The sequence below is a fragment of the cf. Phormidesmis sp. LEGE 11477 genome (assembly GCF_015207105.1).
Classification (GTDB): Bacteria; Cyanobacteriota; Cyanobacteriia; order Phormidesmidales; family Phormidesmidaceae; genus Phormidesmis.
The window spans coordinates 1-23,230 of sequence record NZ_JADEXO010000067.1 but is presented as its reverse complement, the minus strand read 5'-3'; the positions used below and the strand labels follow the sequence as shown (position 1 = coordinate 23,230).

Annotated in this window: 22 protein-coding genes; 6 read left to right on the top strand and 16 right to left on the bottom strand. The window is 50.1% G+C overall.

Features of this window, described 5'->3' with window-relative positions:
• Positions 1-7 precede the first annotated feature (7 nt).
• From IQ256_RS17885 to proS, 3 genes are read right to left on the bottom strand one after another with little or no spacing between them, the layout of a single operon-like run.
• A complete protein-coding gene (locus tag IQ256_RS17885) occupies positions 8-607 on the bottom strand; it encodes a Uma2 family endonuclease (RefSeq protein ID WP_193856914.1) in 600 nt (199 codons plus the stop codon).
• Positions 608-659: 52 nt separating this feature from the next.
• Complete coding sequence (locus IQ256_RS17880; RefSeq protein ID WP_193856913.1) at positions 660-1,517, bottom strand: DUF2993 domain-containing protein; 858 nt, start codon at positions 1,515-1,517, stop codon at positions 660-662.
• Positions 1,518-1,542: 25 nt separating this feature from the next.
• Positions 1,543-3,351, bottom strand: a complete 1,809-nt coding sequence (gene proS, locus IQ256_RS17875) for a proline--tRNA ligase (protein ID WP_193856912.1) — start codon at positions 3,349-3,351, stop codon at positions 1,543-1,545.
• A gap of 1,074 nt (positions 3,352-4,425) precedes the next feature.
• On the opposite strand from proS, the gene IQ256_RS17870 reads away from it, so the two are divergent.
• A complete protein-coding gene (locus IQ256_RS17870; RefSeq protein ID WP_370623479.1) occupies positions 4,426-5,151 on the top strand; it encodes a response regulator in 726 nt (241 codons plus the stop codon).
• A 68-nt stretch (positions 5,152-5,219) separates the two neighbouring features.
• Here IQ256_RS17870 and ybaK read toward each other — a convergent pair whose 3' ends face one another.
• The 7 genes from ybaK to IQ256_RS17835 all read right to left on the bottom strand — a co-directional run bounded on the left by ybaK (position 5,220) and on the right by IQ256_RS17835 (position 13,113).
• Entirely contained in the window at positions 5,220-5,705 is a 486-nt protein-coding gene (gene ybaK, locus IQ256_RS17865; protein WP_193856910.1) for a Cys-tRNA(Pro) deacylase, read from the bottom strand.
• Positions 5,706-5,823: 118 nt separating this feature from the next.
• Positions 5,824-7,500 (bottom strand): diguanylate cyclase domain-containing protein, encoded by a 1,677-nt coding sequence (locus IQ256_RS17860; RefSeq protein ID WP_193856909.1) that lies wholly within the window; start codon positions 7,498-7,500, stop codon positions 5,824-5,826.
• Positions 7,501-7,680: 180 nt separating this feature from the next.
• Positions 7,681-8,949, bottom strand: coding sequence for a SufS family cysteine desulfurase (locus IQ256_RS17855; protein ID WP_304952607.1), 1,269 nt, complete (start codon positions 8,947-8,949; stop codon positions 7,681-7,683).
• Positions 8,950-8,982: 33 nt separating this feature from the next.
• Positions 8,983-10,386 (bottom strand): Fe-S cluster assembly protein SufD, encoded by a 1,404-nt coding sequence (gene sufD, locus IQ256_RS17850; protein ID WP_193856908.1) that lies wholly within the window; start codon positions 10,384-10,386, stop codon positions 8,983-8,985.
• 2 nt (positions 10,387-10,388) lie between these two features.
• Positions 10,389-11,168 carry a Fe-S cluster assembly ATPase SufC gene (sufC, locus tag IQ256_RS17845; RefSeq protein ID WP_193856907.1) on the bottom strand — a complete coding sequence of 260 codons (780 nt, stop codon included), beginning with the start codon at positions 11,166-11,168 and terminating at the stop codon, positions 10,389-10,391.
• Between the two features lie 37 nt (positions 11,169-11,205).
• Positions 11,206-12,645: a Fe-S cluster assembly protein SufB gene (gene sufB, locus IQ256_RS17840; RefSeq protein WP_193856906.1), complete on the bottom strand. Its 1,440-nt coding sequence runs from the start codon at positions 12,643-12,645 to the stop codon at positions 11,206-11,208.
• A gap of 111 nt (positions 12,646-12,756) precedes the next feature.
• Positions 12,757-13,113, bottom strand: a complete 357-nt coding sequence (locus IQ256_RS17835) for a ferredoxin-thioredoxin reductase catalytic domain-containing protein (protein ID WP_193856905.1) — start codon at positions 13,111-13,113, stop codon at positions 12,757-12,759.
• 391 nt (positions 13,114-13,504) lie between these two features.
• Between IQ256_RS17835 and sufR the strand changes: the two genes are divergently transcribed.
• The 3 genes from sufR (at position 13,505) to IQ256_RS17820 (ending at position 15,212) form a co-directional block, all read left to right on the top strand.
• Positions 13,505-14,131 carry an iron-sulfur cluster biosynthesis transcriptional regulator SufR gene (gene sufR / locus IQ256_RS17830; RefSeq protein ID WP_193856904.1) on the top strand — a complete coding sequence of 209 codons (627 nt, stop codon included), beginning with the start codon at positions 13,505-13,507 and terminating at the stop codon, positions 14,129-14,131.
• A gap of 58 nt (positions 14,132-14,189) precedes the next feature.
• The gene (locus tag IQ256_RS17825; protein WP_193856903.1) at positions 14,190-14,462 is read left to right on the top strand and encodes a hypothetical protein; all 273 of its coding nucleotides are present in this window, start codon (positions 14,190-14,192) and stop codon (positions 14,460-14,462) included.
• Between the two features lie 240 nt (positions 14,463-14,702).
• Complete coding sequence (locus tag IQ256_RS17820; RefSeq protein ID WP_193856902.1) at positions 14,703-15,212, top strand: carboxypeptidase regulatory-like domain-containing protein; 510 nt, start codon at positions 14,703-14,705, stop codon at positions 15,210-15,212.
• 116 nt (positions 15,213-15,328) lie between these two features.
• Here IQ256_RS17820 and IQ256_RS17815 read toward each other — a convergent pair whose 3' ends face one another.
• Complete coding sequence (locus IQ256_RS17815) at positions 15,329-15,823, bottom strand: DUF427 domain-containing protein (protein ID WP_193856901.1); 495 nt, start codon at positions 15,821-15,823, stop codon at positions 15,329-15,331.
• Between the two features lie 265 nt (positions 15,824-16,088).
• On the opposite strand from IQ256_RS17815, the gene IQ256_RS17810 reads away from it, so the two are divergent.
• Positions 16,089-17,327 (top strand): PQQ-dependent sugar dehydrogenase, encoded by a 1,239-nt coding sequence (locus IQ256_RS17810; RefSeq protein ID WP_228025023.1) that lies wholly within the window; start codon positions 16,089-16,091, stop codon positions 17,325-17,327.
• A gap of 53 nt (positions 17,328-17,380) precedes the next feature.
• Here IQ256_RS17810 and IQ256_RS17805 read toward each other — a convergent pair whose 3' ends face one another.
• The 3 genes from IQ256_RS17805 to IQ256_RS17795 form a co-directional block, all read right to left on the bottom strand.
• On the bottom strand, positions 17,381-18,205 hold the full coding sequence (locus tag IQ256_RS17805; protein ID WP_193856900.1) for a metal ABC transporter permease: 825 nt from the start codon (positions 18,203-18,205) through the stop codon (positions 17,381-17,383).
• A gap of 87 nt (positions 18,206-18,292) precedes the next feature.
• The gene (locus IQ256_RS17800; protein ID WP_193856899.1) at positions 18,293-19,075 is read right to left on the bottom strand and encodes a metal ABC transporter ATP-binding protein; all 783 of its coding nucleotides are present in this window, start codon (positions 19,073-19,075) and stop codon (positions 18,293-18,295) included.
• A complete protein-coding gene (locus IQ256_RS17795; protein WP_193856898.1) occupies positions 19,072-20,199 on the bottom strand; it encodes a metal ABC transporter solute-binding protein, Zn/Mn family in 1,128 nt (375 codons plus the stop codon). Before IQ256_RS17795 ends, IQ256_RS17800 begins: the two co-directional genes overlap by 4 nt.
• 305 nt (positions 20,200-20,504) lie before the next feature.
• Between IQ256_RS17795 and IQ256_RS17790 the strand changes: the two genes are divergently transcribed.
• On the top strand, positions 20,505-20,975 hold the full coding sequence (locus IQ256_RS17790) for an NUDIX hydrolase (RefSeq protein WP_193856897.1): 471 nt from the start codon (positions 20,505-20,507) through the stop codon (positions 20,973-20,975).
• Between the two features lie 54 nt (positions 20,976-21,029).
• Here IQ256_RS17790 and IQ256_RS17785 read toward each other — a convergent pair whose 3' ends face one another.
• Both IQ256_RS17785 and bioB read right to left on the bottom strand, forming a co-directional pair.
• Positions 21,030-21,797 (bottom strand): metallophosphoesterase family protein, encoded by a 768-nt coding sequence (locus IQ256_RS17785; protein ID WP_193856896.1) that lies wholly within the window; start codon positions 21,795-21,797, stop codon positions 21,030-21,032.
• Positions 21,798-21,952: 155 nt separating this feature from the next.
• Positions 21,953-23,071 carry a biotin synthase BioB gene (gene bioB / locus IQ256_RS17780; protein WP_228025022.1) on the bottom strand — a complete coding sequence of 373 codons (1,119 nt, stop codon included), beginning with the start codon at positions 23,069-23,071 and terminating at the stop codon, positions 21,953-21,955.
• Positions 23,072-23,230 lie beyond the last annotated feature (159 nt).

Here is a 23,230-nt window from a genome sequence, read left to right as displayed (position 1 = left end):
GCGTAAGTCATTGCAAGCTTCCCCCTAGCAGTTTTTGAACGGAAATCTGTAGGGTCGGAAATAGAGTAGATACAATCTGTTCAGACACTCTGTGAGCTTCACTCTCATACTGGCCGTTCACTAGCGTTAGTACCGTCACCTGGTCTCGATGGGGGGCAATGATCCAGTATTCAGAAATACCTAGCTGCTCATATTGCTGCCGCTTCCAAACGTAGTCCCGTAGATAGTTATCGCTCTTTTTACCCCCCGGACTGACGACTTCTGCTATGAATAGCGGCGGAGCCATTTCCATCAGCACGGCTTGCTTAGCAATTTCAAGATGCTCAGGTTGCAACACCATTAAATCAGGTACGCGATTTACACATTTATCGCCTACTGGCGGTACCTGCATTTCTTTTTTGGTGCGAAGGCGCTCAGCATACAAACTGCCTTCTAACTGCGCTAGCGCTAGCAGCAGTCGGAGCGCTATACGCATATTCATATCGTCTTCGGAGGACACCTCGATCAACTCTCCCGTGCTGAGCAAACGGTAGTTCCTATCAGGAGAAAGTGTTTCGTCATCTAGATATTCTTGATAGCTTTTGTAGCGCGTTAGAGCGTACGTCATAGCAAGACCTTACTAAAGCGTCGGGAGCTAGAGGTGAAGATTATGGGTATCTCTATTCTATGCTGCCAGGCTGGGCTGCTGGTGCGGTAAAGCTGGGGTCTACTCGCACCCACAGAGCTATGTCTAAAGCCTCTGCGCCAACATCAAAGTCAACCACTCTAGCGACTACACCGCTTTCGTCGAACTGCTGTAAGCTGAGTCGATCGTTTAGACCGCCTAGCAGGACGTTGACCAGGCGCGGATCAACCGGGGTTCCATCTACGACTACCGTTGGGCTGATCAGCTTCAGGCGATCGCCCCCCGCAACGCTCAGCCCAGCCTCGGCCTCTATCACGAACCCGGCTTCCTCAACCAAATCTTCTAGCTCAGCGCTGATCCTAAGGCGATTCTCTTCCGCACCTGCTTCACCATCTGTGCTTTCTTCGCTGGGTAAAAAGTCAACCGCTAGATTATTAATCTGATAGCGCGTGCCTTCCCTCGCCTGCGCTGGGTTCGCTGCAAAGTTGCCTAAGTCCAAATTTTCTAGCTGTTGTGCCACAAATGGAGAGCGCAAAAACGCATTCACGTCTGCTTCTGTCAGCACGATACGCGCTGCGCCCTGAAATGGCTTGTCTAATACCACTTCGCCCTGACGCAAAGCCTGAAAGGCCAGATCGATCGGATCAGTCTCTAGCTCAGCTACCTCGAACCGCAGTCCCGGAATCGGCGAGATGCCACGTCCGGCGATCCGCACTTTATCGACTTTGCCTTGCAAAAGCTGATAGGACGGGCCATTGTCGATGCGTACGGCGAGGCTTTCAGCTGCGGCGAGGCGATCGCGGATGGCATTTTCAGCTGCCTGATCGAGTACAATTCCAGCCGGAGAGATCAGCAGCAGCAAGCTAGACAGAAGAACGGTAACTATTTCCATTATTTTTGGCCATTATTTTTGGCCATTATTTTTCGATAGCGGCAGTGACCCAGCTTTGAAGTGTACTAACGACATCATCTAACGCAATTTCTGCCGCTTCGCCGTCGGCACGTTTGACCACTTCTACTTTGCCATTTTTGAGCGATCGCCCCGTCACTATCCGAAACGGAATGCCCACCAGCTCAGCGTCTTTGAACTTTACCCCAGCTCGCTCTTTACGATCGTCTAGCAGCGTTTCCACGCCAGCCGCATTCAGTTCGTCATACAGCTTCTCAGCGGCATCCATCTGGTCGGCATCCTTGATATTCGGCACCACCACAATGGCATGATAGGGCGCGATCGCCACTGGCCAGATAATTCCATTCTGGTCATAAGACTGCTCTACCGCCGCCTGCGCCAGTCTAGACACCCCGACGCCATAGCAGCCCATCTCCAGCGGCACTTCCTTACCCTGCTCACTGGTATAAGTTGCGCCTAGAGCCTCAGAATATTTGTGCCCTAGCTGGAAAATATGGCCGATTTCAATGCCGCGTGCGGTTTGGATAGTTTGAGTCGGATCATGAACGGCGCGATCGCCTGCGATCGCCGTTCTTAAATCCACTCGGCGCTGCGGTAGCACAAACTCCTTTCCCCAGTTGGCACCAACGACGTGAAACCCACTCTCATTAGAACCTGTCACAAAATTCTTCAGCTCGACCGCCGTCTCGTCCACTATCCGCAGAAATTCAGGAGATAGCCCTTTCTGCTCACCAATAAAATCATCTGATAGATTGGGCGCAATATATCCCAAAGGCAATGGTTTAGTCGCCCACTTTGCCTGCGCTTCTGCGTCCGGTACTTCTAGCGCCAAAATCGTATTCGCTTCATATTCGCTCGCTAGATTTGTCAGCGCGTTTTGTAGCTTTGTCTCATTGACATCTTGATCGCCACGAATACTCACAATGACTAGCACTTGCCGGCCATTGTCGTAGCTCACCTGATATAGAACATTTTTTACAACTTGCGTTGGTGAACACTTCAAAAAATCAGTAACCGTTGCGATCGTTGCTGTGCCGGGAGTATCACGCTTTTCGTAAGTCGAAAAAGGCGAAGGTACAGCGTCTGGGGGTAGAGAAACCGCCTTCTCTACGTTGGCTGAGTACTTACCATCTTCGGTGTAGAGCACCTCGTCTTCACCGGCTTCGGCTAGCACCATGAACTCAGTTGAGCCAGAGCCACCAATCGCCCCAGAATCAGCTTCAACTGCCCGAAACCCTAAGCCAGTGCGACGCAAAATATTGCTGTAGGTCTGATACATCTGGTCATAGGTCGCCTTTAGGCTCTCGGCGTCCGTATGAAAAGAATAGCCGTCTTTCATGATGAACTCGCGGCCCCGCATCAGACCGAAGCGGGGCCGAATTTCGTCGCGAAACTTGGTTTGAAGCTGATACAGATGCAGCGGCAATTGCTTGTACGAGCGGATCATGTCACGGGCGATCGCCGTAATGACTTCCTCATGAGTAGGACCCAGTGCTAGCTCCTGGTCTCTGCGATCGCCCAGGCTAAACATAATCCCCTCAGCTTTGGTATAGGTATCCCATCGACCGGACTCTTTCCAAAGCGAAGCAGGCTGAAGCTGCGGCAGCAGACACTCTTGAGCGCCCGTCGCATTCATCTCATCGCGAACAATTGCCGATACTTTATCGAGCACGCGCTGTAGCAAAGGCAGGTAAGCGTACAGACCGCTAGCAATACGGCGCATGTAACCTGCTCTTAGCAATAGCTTATGACTTGGGATTTCCGCTTCTGCTGGATCTTCTCGCAGCGTGACAAAAAGCATCTGAGACAGTCGCATAAGCCTGAAATTCCCTTTAGATTCAGCGGCCCGAAGCCAAAACAGGATTGATAAGAAATGGATGCCATATCAGCAAAAAGTCCACATAGCCAAAAGGATATCGGGCCAAAAGCATAACGCTATCAATCTCAGATCAGTCTAGAGCATCAGGTCGCGAGAATTGCAGTAGTTGTGAGCAGCGAACAGAGTAATCCAGCCAGAATTAACTGAGCTAGAACTATTAGAACAAACAAGCAAAGCTATCAGAGGAACTTGTAATAGCGATCGCTAAGAAAAAAGAGCAAACTTGCTGCGATCACAACGACCCTACATAGCTTGAAAGACATAGCTTGAAAGACCGTCACAACGAAGCAGTAGAGCGGCTAACAAACGCAGCAGCACTTCCCCAAAGCCACTCAACACATGATTGACATAGTGCCTAATGTAATAAAAGACCGTGACCGAAATCGAGAAGACGAAATATTACGTTAACTTTGTATCTAAATATTAAGATTTTTAATCTGTCAGCTCAAAGAATGTGGGACTAGAATTCGCAATTGCTCATCTGTAAAAAGGTCTAAGGTTTTTCTGGAAACCCCTCATTTTCAAAGGGATTATGATAGCGCTCAAGATAAATTGATTAGAATCTTATTTTTAAGTGGGTGCTTACAAACTGTGGTAAAGGAGCAATTTTCTACAGTGATAAGTTCTAGAAGTGCTTGTTTTAGTGACCAAATATAGTTTTATATGTCTATAGGAGCTTGTAATTGATCGCATTGGAAGGGTGTTTAGAGCAGTGTGCCATCGACGGCATATTGCTGTGAGACAGCAAAAGCAGACTTAGAAACGGAAAGCAGCGACAATTTCGCTGTTCAAGTCCTGCTGAAGAAGTCTTAGAAAAACTCCCATTAGTTCAAGCGGCACGAAGCTTTCGTCGAGATGCTCAGTAGCTTTGTTCTGGATTTGAACCGTTATGCTCACCAGTTTTGGTGAATCACTTTTTGCTGTTTTCGGGTGATTGAAGGTTTCTACAGATTTCTAGTCCGCTTTTTCTGATTTTTTCAAACCCTACTTCTTAATAGATACTTTTTGATAGTGAGCAAGCTAAGACATACCATTCTGATCGCTGAAGACGATATACGAACTAGAACGGCCCTAGTCAATAGTCTTACAGCTTCTGGATACCAAGTTATTGCCGCAGTTGACGGCCAAGAAGCGCTGCAGTATTTTCATACGGACTCTAATACCATCGACCTAGTTGTTTTAGATGTACTGATGCCAAAGTTAGATGGCTTTCAAGTGTGTCAAAGACTTAGAACTATTTCCGATGTTCCAATCATCATGGCGACTGTTCTAGGCAGCTCTTCGGACCGGGTGACTGGCCTAGAAATGGGTGCCAATGACTATATTGTCAAACCCTTTTCGACCAAAGAACTTATTGCGCGCATTCGCTCCATCTTGCGCCGAGTCACTAAGCGACAAGACCCAGTTTTATCTGAAGTTCAGCGGTCTGCTATCAAGATCGGGCAACTTGTGATCGATCCGGCTACTCGTAGAGCGTATATAGACGGACACTATCTAGGACTAACTGAAATTGAGTTTCGTCTAATTGAGCTGCTTGCTAGCAGACCAGGTCATATTTTCTCGCGTGGAGATATTCTTGAAGCGCTATGGGGATACGACGCTAGCAGCGCCGCTGATACCAAAACGGTTGACGTTCATATCTCTAGGCTGCGGATCAAGTTGAACGAGACAACACACAACCCAAAGTACATCGTGACCATTCGTGGACGCGGCTATATGTTTTTAGTACAGCGCTAGCCTTTCTAAAAGTTTCGGTGGGCTCAGTAATCGAGGCCACCGTGACTTAGGGCTAAGACAGGATAATTCTACAAGCTCAGCGGTTCCTGGGAGATCCGACCAACGGTTGCGCTAGTTGCCTTGATGTAGTCTGCTGTTTTCATCTGAATCATCAGACCGCGCCTGCCAGCAGATACGGCAATGCGCTCGTATACTTGCGCCCATTCATCTAAAAAAACGGGATAGGGCTTTTTACAGGCTAGGGCGGTAACGCCTCCTCGAACGTAGCCAGTGAGCGGCTGTAGCTGTTTGAGTGAGACAGTTTCTACGCTGCGATCGCCACTCACCCTAGCTAAGGCTTTTAGATCTAGCTGATAGCTACCAGGAATAACAGCCAGCGCAGTTCCTCGCCGATCACCACTAACTACTAGCGTCTTAAACACCTGATCCGCAGGCAGCCCCAGCTTCTGGGCGGTGGCGATCGCCGCTAAGTTGTCAAGATCTACAGAATATGTCAACAGCTCATACTCGATGCCTAGCGTATCCAAGACCCGGATGGCGTTTGTCTTCGGCATTTGTCTTCAGACATCTCTAATAGTTATAGCGTTTGCCGCTTGACTCAAGACAATCACCGTAAGCTTTGCCTTCTCGCAGAGAATACATCTGGCGATTGCCATATAGAGCTAAGCGCCGTCAATATTCTATTTCACCAACGCAAAAGCAATCGCGTCCATTGGATTTGGCATTGTACAAACCCTGGTCAGCAGCAGCGATTAGCCTGTCGAGATCGATCTTTTGAGTTGAGCTAATAGAGGCAATGCCAAGACTAAGAGTGATGCGATCGCTGACTTTGGACTCACTATGCACAATATCGAGCAGCCTAACCGTAGCACGAATCTTTTCTGCCACCCGTTCTGCCCCGATCACGCTGGTATCGGGTAGAATCACCGCGAACTCCTCTCCACCATAGCGAGCGACCAAATCAGTACTGCGCCCCACAGACTGCTCAATGGCCTTAGCGACCTGCTTTAGACAAAGGTCTCCTGCCTGATGTCCATAGGTATCGTTAAAGCTCTTAAAATAATCGATATCACAAAGAATCAGCGACAGCGATGCCTTAGAACTATGACTTTCCCAAGTTTGCTCAATATATTCGTCAAAACATCGACGGTTAGCCACCTGCGTCAGGCCATCCATCTTAGCGAGTCTTTCTAGCTCCTGGTTAAAATCTTGAAGAGCAACTTCAGCCCGCTTGCGCTTAGTAATATCGGTTGCTGTTCCAAATACCTGCAGAGGTCGACCCTCGTAGTCGCGCTGGAAGACAGTCTCGCGGCACAGCAGCCATCGCCAATGTCCCTGACGGTGCCGAAACCGATACTCATTTTCAACGACTTCGCCATCTTTAATCGTCGATAGCCGCCGCCTTTCTTGTATTAATAACTGCCTCTCATCGGCGTGTACCAGTTGTTCTAAATAGCGAGCCCCTAGCTGCTGCATCTCATGAGGTTCGTACCCTAATACATTCTCGATCCACCGATTGACGTAAAAGTTGCTCCCGTCCCCAAAGCTGTCGACATACAAAATATTAGTACTCGCATCGATGATGCCTTGAATAAATCGCTGACTCTCCTGCCAAGCATCCTCGGCTTGTTCCCGCTCTATGGTTTCTCGTCGAAGCTGTCGGTGCTGTTGATTTAATGTCTCAATTAGCAGGCTACGCTGCTGACTATCGACGGCGGTTGCCGCAAGTAGAGCAATAGAAGTCGCGTTGGCATTTTCTAGCGCGGTCCATCGACGGGTCTGCTGACACTCACACCAGAGCGCACCGACAACGACGCCTCGACATCGAATGGGCAATTCTAGAAAAGCGCCCGACCATTGGTCGATCAAGCCTGTCTGAATGAGATAGCTAATCGGATGGCTGATAGAAGAAGTCAGCTGAGAAATATCCTCGACTAGCAGCTCAGTACGACTAGATAACGTTTCGAAATAGGGAACATGGTCCCTCGGCTTCAACAGAGTACCTTTGTCGTGAGTATCTAATGCCCTGTCATACCTATCGAACAAAACAAAGGCATCAGGCGCACTGCACAGCCAGAGACTGGCCCGATCAATCTTAAGTATGTGGGCGGCAGCTTGAGTAATCGCACCAGCGGCTTTTTCAAGGTCGCCGCTGTGCAAGACGGGATGCTGAGACAAGTATTGTAGATAGTGCTGAGGTAGTTTACCTGGCAGGAGTAAGATATCTGGTGATAGCTGTTCAATATCTGGTGATAGCTGTTCAATGTCTGGACTCACTGGAGCGAAGCTAGATATTGGAACGAGCGCCTCGGCTATGGAATCCTTTGAGGAAGGACTAGTCAGTTCCATATTCTGAGCAAGAGATGGGGTTGCAAATTGCCCTGAAAGAATTGACATCCTATCCACTTGAAAGCAACCATATCCAGCACTAAGTTAGTGGTGCTATAATTCCCGCTGCACTTCATAAACGTTCACAGCTAAGTAATCGGTCAGCATTAGCACACTTTTAGCTAATTTCCTAGAGATGCACTACTCAAAGATGCTGCTGAAAAAATCAATTGTTTCTTTTAGGGACAGAATAAAGGCGTCGATTTCTGCGGGAGTATTGTAGAAGTAGAGACTGGCTCTAGCAGTAGAATTAACGCCGAGGATGTGGTGCAACGGCTGCGTGCAATGGTGGCCAGAGCGAATGGCAATGCCGGATTGATCGAGTAGCGTAGAGAGATCTTGAGCATGGACACCCTCTACTGTAAATGTAGCGATCGCAGCTCTTCCTGATCCGTCTTTTTGGGGCTTTGGCCCATAGAGCGTCACCTGTGGTACTTGGCTAATCTTTTCGTACAGATAGGCAGTCAAAAAGTGCTCGTAATCTGCAATCCGCTCCATACCAATATTGGTGAGATAGTCGACCGCTGCGCCCAGAACAACGGCTTCTGCGATCGCAGGCGTCCCCGCTTCAAACTTATGAGGCAGCGCCGCGTAGGTAGCATGATCTAGCGACACATCTTGGATCATCTCTCCCCCGCCCAAGAAAGGTGGCATGGCCTGGAGCACGTCTAGCTTGCCGTACAAAAAGCCCGCCCCGGTCGGCCCACACATTTTGTGACCAGAGGCCACTAGCCAGTCACAGCCTAACACCTGTACATCTACTGGCATATTCGGCACACTTTGACAGGCGTCAATTAAAACTTTAGCGCCGTACCTCTGTGCAGTTTCAACGATTTCGCCGACCGGATTGATACAGCCCAGCGTATTAGAAATGTGGTTTACAGCTATTAGCTTGGTCTTGTTGCCAACCAGTTGGTGGAACGCAGCTAGATCGAACGTCTGCGTCTCGGTCAAAGGCACATGCTTTAGCACCGCGCCCGTCCGCTGAGCAATGAGCTGCCAGGGCACCAGATTACTGTGGTGCTCCATCACAGTTAGCAAAATTTCGTCGCCTTTCTCTAGATTGCTCAGTCCCCAGGCGTAAGCCACTAAGTTAATCGCTTCACTGGCGTTTCGAGTGAATACAATCTCATCGCGAGAAGCGGCATTAATAAAGGCCGCGACCTTGTCACGAGCGCTTTCGTAAGCTTCTGTAGCCCTGGCACTCAGGGTGTGTACACCGCGATGTACGTTGGCATTATCGGCTTCATAATAGTGAGCCATCGCATCAAGGACAGCTTGAGGTTTCTGCGAAGTCGCTGCATTGTCTAAATAGACTAGCGGTTTGCCGTTGACACTTTGATGAAGAATAGGAAAGTCAGCACGGACTTCATTGGCGAGCAAAACTGGGGTGATGGTGGAGGCTGTCATTGGGAGAGAAGAGGGGGTAAGGTTTTTATGCAGTTAACTCGCCCAGTCTCTTAGGCGCGTGCTCAAGGCTGTCTTGAGCGCAGGAACAGATATCTTTTCAACAACTTCCATACCAAAGCCATAGAGCAACAGACGCTGCGCTTGCTCGGCAGAAATACCTCGACTTTGGAGATAGAAGACTTCGTCAGCCTGAAGCTGACTGACGGTAGCACCGTGCGCGCATTTGACGTTATCAGCCACAATGTCTAGCTCGGGCTTGGTATCCACCCTGGCTTTGGTCGAAAGCATCAGATTGCGGTTTAGCTGCGAAGCATCAGTGAGCTGGGCGGCTGTAGAAACGTACACTTTGCCATTAAAAACGCAGTGAGCCCGATCGTCTACGATGTTTTTCTGAATTTGAGTAGCGCTACCGTGAGGATAGGTGAGAGCCAGCAGGCTGTGAGTATCCGCTAGCTGGCGATCACCTAATGCACTTAATCCATACATTTTTGTATCGGTCTGTGGGCCAGACTGATAGACCTCTATGTGATGTCGCGATAGCTTCGCACCTAAATCAACAGCCGTGCATTGGTACTGGCTATTTGCCGCTTGATCCACAGCAGTCTTAGCGAGATGAAAGGTGCTGGCGCTTTCGTCTTGCACTCGAATATGGTTGATCTGTGCGCCTTCTGCTAGCCAAATTTCGGTGACGCTGTTGTTGCAGCGAGTGTCTTGAATTTTTGCCTGGTCAACGCGGTCTTGATCAACACTACACTGAGCGTTTGTGTCCTCGTCTTGACCAAAGAAAGATTCAACCAGGGTGAACTTAGCGTGTCTTTCGGCGATGACAAGCGATCGCACCTGTGAAAGAAACCCACCTTGCGACCCACGGGCAATGTAGATGGGCGTATCGACTACCTGATCAGCCTGCACCCAGACCACCATCACATCAGCAAAGCCAACGGTATTGAGCGCTGTAAAGACTTCGCTGCCGCCCTTAACTTGGGCCAGCTTGCTTTCCAGAATCGGCGCTAGTTTTTTGGCATAGTCAGGATGCTTCAGCAGTTGAGAAAGCGGTCCGATAATCACAGCGTCCGCAGTCTGATCCGCTTTTCTAGACAGCGTCGGCTCGTAGTGGCCGTTGATGGTGGTCAAACAAGCGCCTTCTGTTAGTAGATTCAGATGATCGCTCCAGCTATCAGCCTCCACAGACACTGGCTGCGCTCTTTGAAAGGGCTGCTCTAGCATCTGCGAAAGGTCAGTAAAGCGCCATTCTTCATCTTTGCCAGATGGAAAAGAGCGTTCGTTGACCAGTGCGATCGCCCGATCACGCAGAGCTTTTAGACCCAGATGTGACTCATCTGCTGCCGCTGCCGCCTGAGTTAGCAGATGCTTGAGGTAGGTCTCACGGTTGACCTTGCCAACAGAATCTGACGCTGAACTGACAGTGTTCGTCATGACTAGGCCACCGCCTCCTCAGCCACAATCCAGTCATAGCCTCGAGACTCCAGCTCTTGAGCCAGCTCTTTACCACCGGTCTTTACGATCCGGCCCTGGGCCATCACATGCACATAGTCCGGCACGATGTAGTTGAGCAGCCGCTGATAGTGCGTGATTAAAATAGACGCATTCTTAGGTGTACTGAGCTGATTGACCCCATTAGAAACGATTTTGAGCGCGTCGATATCTAGCCCTGAATCTGTCTCGTCTAAGATTGCCAGCGTCGGCTCTAGCAACGCCATCTGCAAAATCTCATTACGCTTCTTCTCACCGCCCGAAAAACCCTCATTGACGCTACGATCCAAAAAGCTCACGTCCATCTTGACAACGTTAGATCGCTCCTCGACTAGATCATCAAAGTCGAAGACGTCAATTTCTTCTTCACCATTGGCTTTGCGATGAGAGTTATAGGCCACTCGCAAAAAGTCACGATTGCTGACGCCAGGAATTTCTAGCGGGTACTGAAACGCGAGAAACACACCTGAGTTCGCTCGCTCATGCGGCTCTAGCTCCAGCAAGTCCGTACCCTGAAAAATAACTTCTCCAGCCGTGACCTCATAGTCTGGATGGCCAGCAAGTACCTTAGAAAAGGTGCTTTTGCCAGAGCCGTTAAGGCCCATAATGGCGTGAACTTCTCCAGCTTTCACCTCAAAATTAACGCCTTTGAGAATTTCTGTACCGTCAACGCTGGCATGAAGATTGCGAACAGAAAGAATAGTTTTAGCGGTTTCGTTGATCATCTATATATTTCTTGTCTAGCTTTTTGGCGGACTTTCTTTAGCCGACTGAATTTTCTAGTTTGAGACTGAGGAGCTTGTCGGCTTCAGCAGCAAACTCCATAGGCAGCTCGTTAAAGACATCACGACAGAAGCCGCTAATAATCATCGAGACCGCATCTTCAGGTGAAATGCCGCGCTGGGCAAAGTAGAAAAGCTGGTCTTCCCCGATTTTCGAGGTCGAGGCTTCATGCTCTACTTGAGCCGAGCTATTTTGTACTTGAATGTAAGGGAAGGTGTTGGCATTCGACGTATCACCTAGCAGCATAGAATCGCACTGCGAATAGTTCCGTGCCCCTTCTGCCTTCGGATTGACTTTGACCAAACCGCGATAGCTGTTCTTGGATTTACCCGCAGAAATCCCTTTCGAGATAATGGTGCTACGAGTGTTCTTGCCCACATGAACCATCTTGGTGCCCGTATCCGCCTGCTGATAGTTGTTGGTGAGCGCCACTGAGTAAAATTCACCTACTGAGTTATCGCCTGCTAGGACACAGCTAGGATACTTCCAGGTAATGGCAGAACCGGTTTCTACCTGAGTCCAAGAGATTTTGGAATTGACGCCTTTGCACAGTCCGCGCTTGGTCACAAAGTTGTAGATACCGCCCTTGCCGTTTTCGTCGCCAGCAAACCAGTTTTGAACCGTGGAGTACTTGATCTCCGCGTTGTCTAAGGCGACTAGCTCTACGACAGCCGCGTGTAGCTGGTTGCTGTCGTACATCGGCGCTGTGCAGCCCTCTAGATAGGTCACAGAGCTGCCCTCTTCAGCCACAATCAAGGTGCGCTCAAACTGCCCTGAATCGCCGTTGTTGATGCGAAAGTAGGTAGAAAGATCCATCGGACATTTGACACCCTTCGGCAGGTAGACAAAAGAGCCATCCGAGAAAACAGCAGAATTTAGCGCTGTAAAGTAGTTGTCTCCTACTGGGACGACCGTGCCTAGATACTTTTGAACTAGCTCTGGATGCTCCTTAAGCGCCTCTGAGATAGAGCAAAAGATGACGCCGTGCTTCGCCAGATCCTTTTTGAAAGTAGTGGCAATCGAGACACTATCAAAAACAACGTCCACCGCGACATTCGCTAGGCGCTTTTGCTCGTTGATAGAAATGCCTAGCTTGTCAAAGGTGTCTAGCAGGGCCGGATCGACCTCATCTAGACTGCCTAGCTTACTCTCAGCCTGCTTTGGCGCAGAGTAATAGACAATTTCGTTGTAGTCAATGGGCGGATACTTGACGTTGGGCCATGACGGCTCTTCCATCTCTAGCCAGCGACGATACGCCTTGAGGCGAAAGTCGAGCATAAACTGAGGCTCTTCTTTCTTAGCAGAGATGGCTCGAACGACATCTTCACTAAGACCACGAGGAAGACTATCGGCCTCGATGTCAGTGACAAAACCGTACTTGTATGGCTGGCTGACGACGGATTGAACGCTAGAGCTCATGGGGAGTAACAACCCTGCTAAGGGTGAATGTAGGTTTCAAAAGGTGGGGCTAGGAAAAAGTGATCGAGCGATCTATCTGGTGATCTTCATATCTGGCGATCTACTAGCAAGCTATTTGTCGGTTACTTCGCGAATTTGCTCGAAAGAAATCTCTCTTTCTGTCCCTGAAAAGGGATTGTCTTCTGTGAGGAAAAGCATGCAGTGGCATTCCTGCCGCTCTTGCATTGGCACACAGGGGCAGTTCCAGTAAGTAGCTTTGACTTCAGCTTCTTTATCTTCGTAGTGGCGGCAAGGACATAGCGGCGCACCCAAATCGTCCTTATGCTTGGCTAACCCTTCGAGTACGACCGCAGTCACGCCTAGATCCTGGCAAAAGTATGTACCAGTGCGCTTGGCATAGCTTTGGGCAAAATTTCGCATGATTTCGAGACTTTTATCGGAACCGTGCGCGGTTTGGGGGGTACTCATGGTGGTTGCGTTGCCTCTTTGGATTTCGTCTTTGTGCTTTACCTATCTAGGGCGGCCTCTATCAGCTAACTAGAATGGGTACCTAGTAAGACTACAGCTAACAAGTTAGGACTACTAGAGAGCCAAAAAGATTTGGCAGCAGGTGCTAAGCTTTAATAACTAAAGCAACATGCGTGTTGTTTAACTACTTGAATAAAGGTTACTGTAATCAGACGGGTTTTAGCAACAAAAGTGTTTCTAAAGTATTATTAACTGAGTGCTCGACTTGTTGTCCGGTTTGTTGTAGGGATTTGAAGGGAAATTTGTGCGCCAGAAAGTAACTTCTCAATCAACCTCTCCACCTTCTCTTGAGGTGGCTGCTCCTAAGGTATCTTCGGGAGGCTCTTCTTCTATGAAAGAGGATATTTTGCGCTTTTTGTTGAAGCGGGGAACAGCGACAGCAGGGGCGATCGCCCGCCATCTAGATATTACGCCGCAGGGCATTCGTCGCCATCTAAAGAATCTAGAAGCTGATGGCCTAATAGAGCACCAAACCAGTCAGACGGGCATGGGCCGTCCTAACCACCTCTATCAGCTCAGCCGCAAAGGGCGAGAGCAATTTCCCGACCAATACGACCAGTTTGCGCTGTCGCTGTTAGATACGGTGGCAGATACGCTCGGGCCTGAGCATGTTAGCAAGCTGCTGAGACATCAGTGGCAGCAAAAAGCGGCGGCGTATAGAAAGCAGCTAGGCGATGCGCCGCTCAAAGCGCGTATGCAAACGTTGGTGAAGCTGCGCCAAGCGGAAGGCTATATGGCAGAGTGCTATCCGGCGGAGGAGGTTACGGACGATTCGGCCTTTGTGATCACTGAGTATAATTGTGCGATCGCCCACATTGCCGAATCCTATCCAACGGTATGCGGTCACGAGCTGGCGATGTTTGCGATCGCCCTACCCGACTGCTCGGTGGAGCGTACCCACTGGCTAGTCAACGGCGAGCATCAGTGCGGCTATTTGGTCAAGCTGAAATCGAAATAAAAAAGCCAGTTCCTAAGATCTTTTCTCCTCAGATCTTTTCTAAGAACCTCATAGATCTATGTCTTTACAGTTCCTTACTGAAGCAGAATCCGCTGCCGTAGATGCAGCCCTATTAACGACACCTGAGAAATTTCTTACCCGGCTAACTTTGTCCACTGGCAAGCTGCTTGTTTACATTGCCAGAGATCTAGGAACGAGCGTAGAAGAGCTGGACAACCAGCAGATTATCGCTTGGTTTGAAGCCGATTCTAAGCGCAAGCAGTTAGAAGGGATAGAGGCTTCGGTGCTGAAATGGGATGCCAAGAACCTTACCGACTTACCAAAGGAATGAGATGAAGAGACATGAAGCTGGCAGAGTAGACGCTGGCAAAGTCGAAACTGGCTGTTAGCTGCTGCTCATGTGCGCCGCAATGCATACTATAGACAGAGAGTATTGAGCTAACTGACTATGTCTGGCTAAGATTGGGTAAATCTATAATTGGACAATCGATTGAATGGTCAGAACAGTAGGTATGCTCGTCAGATAGTCGCCTTGCTTGTTTTGCCCTGTCTTGATAGCAACGTAAATTCTATGAAACAGATCTTTTCTCAAAACAAATTCCTGATGCTTGTAGCTGTTTTGGGAATGGCGATCGCGCCAACCAAAGCAATGGCGCATCAGGTTCAAACCGACTATATCCTCGATTCACAAGCAGGCAATAGTCTTCAACTACGCACTACTTTTAGCAATGGTCAACCGCTGAAAGGCGCTAAGGTCACGGTGACTTCTCCTAACCAGCCCTATCGTATTCGCGCTGTCGGCAAGACCGATAGCCAAGGCCGCTTTACTTTCGTTCCCGATCAGCCGATCAGCGGCGACTGGGAAGTCAATATCAAGCGCGAAGGTCACCAGGATATTTTGACCGTGCCTGTGACTGAAGCAGGTATCGATCTCGATTTGATGGCGCAAAATGGCCTAGAGCAGGTGGGTAACACCGATGTGCATTATGCGAGTTCGCCTTGGATGGTAATGGGTGGGGTTGCGATCGCAGCCGCTTGTCTAGGCGTCGCTCGAACCAACGGCAAAAAGCAGGCCGAGTGACTTCAAACTAAGCTAGAGCTCTTAGCCAAAACCAACCTAAGCTAGAGCTCTTAGCCAAAATTCTTATTAGAGCGTCCCTAGTTCATTGGTTGAGCTAGGGACGCTCTGGTTTATGTTCACCAGCCCCAGGTGCCCACATCGCCTTTGAAAGGGCCGACGATATCATTGGTGATCCAGCCGGCATAAAAGTCGCCTGGCTGGGGCGTCACTTTTTCGTCATCCACATAGCAGGCGTCCATCGGTCCGGGATAGAATCCTACATACCCGCCAAGTTCTTCGTACTTAGAAGAAATATTCGGGTAGTACCAAGCAACATTTTCGGCCTGCCGATCGCCAACTTGCAGCGTATAGTAGCTGGCCTGCCCCTTCCACTCACAGTAGGTAGAGTGCGTACTCGGCGCGAAATGTGCCATCTTGATATCACCCATCGATATGTAGTAATTAGGTGGATGGCTAGTCTCTAAAATCCTTTTAGCGCGGCGGGTATCGGCGATCAGTTCACCGTTGAAGACGATGCTGATATGTTTGGACACGTCCTCAACCCGAGGAGGCCGAGGATAGTCCCATACAGACTCTTGACCAGGTCCAGGGGAAATAGGTTCAGGGCGCATGAGTAGTCGCTCAAAGATGTGATCTGTATTCTAACTCTGACGGTCAAAGCGTATTGAAGCGCTGTTGCCCAGAAGCTTCTAACAAAACACAAGAGACTCTACGCTAGATATGATGGGATTCGACTAGGCTGCTCATCTTTTTTATTTAGATTTTCTGAGCTCTCTTTTGCTAAAGGCTTGCCGATGTTCTTCGCACCTGCTGGCATCTTTCTGGTCTGTTGTAGAAGCGATCGCAGCCCTATCCAACTTTACCTCGGTTTAAATTATGGCAAGCGTTAGAAATTGTTCTTTCTCTGTGGTCAAGATCTTGACCGTAGGCTTAATGCTAGCCGGATGCGCCTCATCTGCTACGGCACCTTCAGCCCAGGTAAACCAGACAGACTCAGAGCCTTCGGCGATCGCATCCAACCAATCAGCTAGCGAATCCGCTGAACAACTTGCCCAGTCTCCTACGCCACAGCCAGTCACCCTAGTAGAGTCACTAGAGCACCCTTGGGGAATAACCTGGCTGCCCGATGACACTATGCTGGTCACCGAAAGGCCAGGACGACTGCGAATAATCAGAGACGGCGTACTTGATCCTACTCCGGTAGACGGTTTACCCGAGGTATTGAACAGAGGACAAGGCGGCTTAATGGATGTGTCTGCTCATCCGCAGTTCGCAGAGAATCAATGGATGTATTTCACCTACGCTGACGGCACTGGATCAGCTAACCGTACGCGGGTTGCACGCGCCCGGTTTGACGGTAGTACCCTGGCTGACTGGCAGGTTATTTTTGAGGTGAACCGGACAAAAGAAGGAACTCAGCACTTTGGCTCTCGTCTTGTTTGGCTGCCAGATAATACGCTGATAGTCTCGATTGGCGATGGCGGCAATCCGCCAGTATCGTTAGAGGGCGAGCTGATCCGCAATCAAGCACAAAATTTGAGCAGCCACCTCGGTTCGCTAGTGCGGCTAAATGATGATGGATCTATCCCCGCTGATAATCCCTTTGTAGACACACCTGAGGCTGATCCTGCCATCTGGAGCTACGGACATCGCAACATTCAGGGAGTAGCGCTTGATCCAGCGACAGGGCGACTGTGGGCGACAGAGCATGGCTCTCGCGGCGGAGATGAGCTCAATCAAGTTGAAGCAGGTGAGAACTATGGCTGGCCAGTGGTGACCCACAGCCGTGAGTATTCGGGCGGAGAGATTTCGTCGGAGCGATCGCGCCCTGGTATGGTTGATCCTTTGATTGTTTGGACGCCTGCGATCGCCCCTTCTGGCCTGGCAGTGTATCGAGGTGATTCGGTTCCTCAATGGCAAGGCGATTTGTTCGCTGGCGGACTGGTCTCACAATCTATTCAGCACATTGAGGTAGACCCGTCAGGAGCCGTCCTCAGCCAAACGCCTATTGACATCGGGCAACGAGTGCGAGATGTGTCTCAAGGCCCAGACGGGTTGATTTATGTTCTAACAGACGAGCCTAATGGTCGCTTGGTACGCCTAGAACCTAGCTAAAAGCCTGATTCGTCGGCGAAATACTCTAAAGCTATTGTACTCGTCACGCTCATCTAGCTATCTAGCCACTGCTTCTTGCCAGTCGCCAATAGAAACAAGCTAAGTTGAGCAATGACGATACTCGGCCCTGTTGGTAAATTAAACAGAGCCGAGAAAAAGATGCCAGCAGCAGCGCTAGCCGCGCCTAGGACGGCAGAAAGAATGAGATAGCTAGAGAAGTTGCGACTAAACAGGCGGGCGGCGCAGGCAGGAATAACCACAAACGCACCGACGAGCAAAACACCAAGAGAGCTAATGGCAGTAGCGACTACCAGAGACAAAAGCATCATGAAGGCAATTCGATGAGCAAACACATGAATGCCGCGTGCGATCGCCAAATCCTCATTTAACGTCAGCAATACCTGAGTGCGGAGCGTCAGCCCGACGAACAAACTAGACAACAACAACAACAAACCACTGATCAGTAGATCGCCTGGCAGAACACCTAGAATGTCACCAAATAGAAGATTGTTGATTCCTGTCTGATAAGTCCCTTCTAAGCTGAGCACGATAATTGAAATGGCTAAGGATGAAGAATAAACAATGTTTAATAGGGCATCTGTCCAGATATCTGTTTTTTCGATGAGATAGGTGACACCGACAGCAAACAGCAGCGCAAAGGGAAGCACAACCAGCGAAGGATTGAGCCCAAAGACTACGCCAAGGCTAATACCCAGTAGCGCCGAGTGCCCTAGCGCATCGCTGAAAAAGGAAAGCTGTCGGACGACGGTAAAGCTGCCAAGGATGCCGCCAGTAAGTCCAGTAAGGACGCCGCCGATGAGGGCGCGCTGCATGAAGGGATAGGTAAAAAGGTTGAGGGCGGTGGAGAGATCCTGCATGAGAAAAGGGGAGAGGGAAAGCAGGCCGACTGTAAAGACAAAAGCGCTGAAGAGATAGCAGATTGTGCTATGGAATTGCGCGACAGATTAGCAGGCATGGCGATTGTGGCGATAGCGAACAAATTCGGGGCCGTAGGTAGCGGTGAGGTTTTCGGGCGCGAGGGCGGTTTCGGGGACGCCTTGGCACATCAGGCGGCGGTTGAGGCAGATGACGCGATCGCAATGCTTTCTAACCATGTCCAAATCATGAGACACCTGTAGGATAGTCCAGCCCTGTTCAGCCTTGAGTTCGTACAGCAGCTGATAAAAATCCGCCTCGCTTCGCACATCTAGACCCGCTGGGGCTTCATCCAGGATCAATAGCTGACGCGATCGCACCAAACAGTACGCCAATAGTATCCGCTTTGTCTCACCCCCCGACAGCTCACTAATGAACTTACGTCCTAGATGACTCGCCTCAACTCTGGCCAAAGCCTGCTGCACCGCGAGCTTTCTCGCCTTTGCCTTTGCCCAAGGGAGCTGTATGCCTAGCTTATCCCAGCCTAGCGCCACTAGTTCTGTGACCGTCAGCGGTAATCTTCTATCTACTAAAAAGTTCTGTGGTAAGTACGCTACCTGATGCCGCACCGCCGCAGGCAGCGCCTTTTTCGTACTCAGCGGCTGACCTAGCAGTTGCACTGTGCCCTGCTCTCTTGAGACGATGCCCAGAATCGACTGCACCAGCGTACTTTTACCCGCACCATTAGGGCCGATGATCGCTACATCTGTCCCGGCCTCTAGGCTAAAAGAAACCGCTTGCAGCGCCAGCTGCTGACCTCTGCGAACAGTGAGCTGATCAACAGAGAGAACTGGCGTCTTCGAGATGTTCACTCCGGGGGTTCTCCAAAGGCGCGAGCTAGATTATCAGAATTTTTTGACAAGGTAGAGATATAGTCTTCTGGCTGTGGGTTTTGGTTGCCAGTGCTTTCCATCGAGTCAAAGACGCTGACATAGACATCTAGATCAGAAGCAATCGCCCCAAAAGCATCCCCTTGCTGAGAAGGTTCAGTCAGCAGCACCTGCAAATTCGACGCCTTTACCGTGTCAACCACTCGCTGTACATCTGTTGGGGTCGGGCTACCCTCTGGAATATCGACCAGATATTCCACTTCTAGACCGTAGCTGTGAGCAAAATGTTCGGCAAAGTCGTGATACGTCACAAAAGCTTTGCCAGCGTAAGGGGCTAACTGCTCGCGAATTTTGGTATCGAGCGCTTCCAGATCGGCTATATAGTCCGCTGCATTGGCAGTGTAAATCGTTTCGCCCTCTGGATCGGCAGCGATCAGCCCATCGCGAATATTTTCGACCTGCTGAATCGCTTTCTGAGGATCGAGCCAGAGATGCGGATCGTGGATGCCGTGATCGTGATCGTGGCTGGCCTCACTGTGTTCGTGACTATCATGTTCGTGACTGTCGTGATCGTCGTGGTCATCATGGCTGTCATGGTCGTGACTGTCATGGTCGTGACTGGCCTCATCGCTGGCCTTATCGCTGGTCTTATCGCTGGCCTCTTCACTGGCGTGATCATGAGCACCCTCTTCAGTGGGCAGCACCGGAATGCCCTCACTAGAGTCGATTACAACGAGTTCAGCGTTGGCCGCATTGTCAATCAGCGAGTCTAAAAAGCTCTCTAGCTCCAGTCCGTTTTCGACTAGCACATCGGCATCGGCCAAACGCTGAACGTCATTAGGCTTTGCCTGATAGTCGTGCGGATCAACGTTTAGGGGCAGCAGCTGAGTGACTGTGGCGCGATCGCCTGCAACGGCCTCAGTAAAGTAGGTGATCGGCAAAAAGGTTGTAACCACCTGCAGCGAATCGTCCGAAGTTGTGGCATCTGTCGTATCTGTAGCAGTAGAAGAAGGCGCGGGCTCCGAAGTGCAGCCAGCAAGGGTTAGCGCGATCGCAGCCCCACCTGCAGACAAACCAGCTAAAAATGAACCCACTTGCTTATGCATAGAACGAACCGCCCTTACTAGGTTTCACCTAGCGCAACATCAAAACAACTCGGCATATGGAAAAAGGAAAAGCATCACCGACAGCAAAGTTTAATCAAACTAACACAGAATGAGAATCGTTATCGATCTCAAAATCAATATTGCTACCAAACTCATGAGTCATGCGCGATCGCCCTTCGATATACAATTTTTTTACACGTTTGTGCTAGCCATACCCAACCGACCCACCTTATGCCGTCTTCCCCTTTCGAAAGTCGCACTGCAGACTTTTCTATGCCCAACCTCGAAGCCTCGGCAGGTGGTGCATGAGTACCTCTATAGTGAGTCGGGGATTACGTCCAATTAGAACCCTTCTAAGGCTGCTCTTACGCCGACCTGTTGTGGGCACTAGCATTGTGCCCTTGCTGCCGGATGGCCGAATTGTGCTGATCCGTCGGCGCGATACTTACCGATGGGCGCTACCTGGTGGCATCGTGGACTGGGGAGAAGATTTGGCTACAGCCGCCGCTAGAGAGCTAACTGAAGAAACGGGCCTCACGCTAACGGCCATCGATCGTCTAGTTGGGGTATATTCTAGTGCCGAAAGGGATCCTCGATTTCATTCAATCTGCGTGGCGCTATCAGCCCAGGCCACAGGCAAAATGCAGACTTATGATCCAGACGAAGTAGTTGGCGTTCAGGCGTTCTTGGTAGAAGAATTGCCCCTAGAGCAGCTTGACCACGACCACACCCAGCAGCTCAAAGACTACCTAGCGGGCAAAATCGTTCTAGCCTAATCAGCTTCTAGCTCAGTTAGTTAAGTCAGTGCCAGTTCAGCCAGTTTAGTGAGTTCAATTCAGTGAGTTTAGTTCGAGCATACGCTTTCTGTTACGACGAGGTTTGATGCGATCTGGTTCAACATCAACTATCCCCGCTGCTAGCGATTGAACTCGCTCGGCCTCGGTCTGTGTGTTCACCTGATACAGCAGATCGTTGTCGATATCAACTGCGCTGAGCCAGCCGCTTTTAGGATGGTAGGCACCAGTGTCAACGTCTAGCCAGCCAGGGCCACGAACAATTTTACCAGGGGCTACTCCAGGCATGGTAAAGGTGATTGTATGACCAGTGATAATAGTTTTGTCTTGGAAAAAGGGGGTCGGACAGGCGTGGAAGCCATCTCGTATCCAGCAAAAGTCAATCGGCTTTTGCTGGGCTAGGCGCTTGCGAGGGTTGAGCCCAGCATGTACTAAAAAGATATCGCCTAAGTCAATGCTAAAAGGTAGGGTCTTGAACCATTGCACATGTTCAAGCAGTGCCTCTGTATTGGCATAGCTAGTCAAGGTGGGTTGACCACCGCTGCTTAGCCAACTTTGAAATGCGGCAAGGTTAGGATCTTCTTCTGGGAAGGCATTTAGCAGCAAATGCTCATGGTTACCCAATACGCAAAGATGATTGCCCTGACGAACAAATTCAACCACTTTGGAGCTAGATGGCCCTCTATCGATCAAATCACCAACGAAGTGCAAGGTATCTGAGGATGATGGAGAAACCATCGAAACTAGCCGCATCAGTCCGTCGTAATGACCGTGAACATCTCCAATAAATATGCGACGACTCATGCAGATACTTACGAAAAGGGGCAGCGGCTAGTTCTATTATGCCTAATTGCTGTAGTCATCAACCAACTAGGCTCAATCTTTCAGCCTAATGGTTTAGACAAGCGTTCAATTTCTCTCTCAGCTGCTCTCTCAATCGCTCTCTCTTAATTGCCCTCTCAATCGCTATAATCGCATGTCTCGATCACAAAGCCCGCGTCGCGAATCATGTCAAAGTCCTGCTGAGCAGACTGACCAGGCGTAGTCAGATAGTCACCGACAAAGATAGAATTGGCAGCGTAGAGCCCTAGCGGTTGGAGCGATCGCAAGTGAACCTCCCGCCCCCCGGCAATCCGAATCTCTTGGGCAGGCAGCAGCAATCTAAACAAACACAATATTCTCAAACACCGCTGGGGCGTTAGCTCAGTGCGATCGGCAAACGGCGTTCCTGGAATGGGAATCAAGAAATTCAGCGGCACGCTAGTAACCGTCAGCTCTCGCAAAGACATCGCCAAATCCACAATGTCATCATCGGATTCGCCCATGCCGAAGATGCCGCCAGAACAGGTGGTCAGCCCAGCCGATTTAACGGCTTGAACCGTAGAGAGGCGATCTTGAAAAGTATGCGTAGTACAAATATCGTCGTGGTGCGCTTCAGCCGTGTTGAGATTGTGATTGACTCTATCAACACCCGCCGCTTTGAGTCGCTGCGCCTGAGCTTCGTTCAATAGCCCCAATGTGGTGCAGACCCGCATGGGATACTGGGCTTTGACGGTACGCACAGCTTCTAAGATGCCCTCAAATACTTTAGGCGAAGGACTGCGGCCTGAGATTGCCATGCAGAAAGTCCCCGCTTTCATCTGATGAGCGCGGTCGGCAGCTGCGACTATCTTTTCAGTCGCCATCAGCGGATACTGCTCAATTTCTGCACTTGAGATTTTGGATTGAGAACAGTAGTGACAGTCTTCGGGGCAAAGGCCACTCTGCGCGTTGAGCAAAAAATGAAGACGGACGCGATCGCCCCAGTGGTGACGGCGCACTCGATACGCAGCCGCCAGCTGGCCTAGAATCTCAATATCCGGCGCTTGCAAGACCGCTAGCGCTTCAAGGCGAGTCAGCGGCTGGTTGGCTAAGGCTTTATCGGCTAGCTGCTGCCAGTCAGTCGTGCTTTGTGTTGCGCTTTGTTTAGTCGTCTGCCCAGTCGTCTGCCCAGTCGTCTGTCCAGTAGCCTGCTGCGTAGTGACCTGCTGCTGATCAGCTTGCTGATTAGCCAGAGAAGAAGGGGCCGCGTTCACCATGAATTTCTTGCTTTTGATTACTGGTGAAGATTTTACGGCATTAATGTCCGTTCATTTTTTTGTTATGCCTGGACGAGTCGGGGAATAAAGTCTTTTGAACCTGCGTTTAGTAGCAAGTTTGAGCGCGAGCCGGATGGACTAGCGCGCGATGTCAAAATA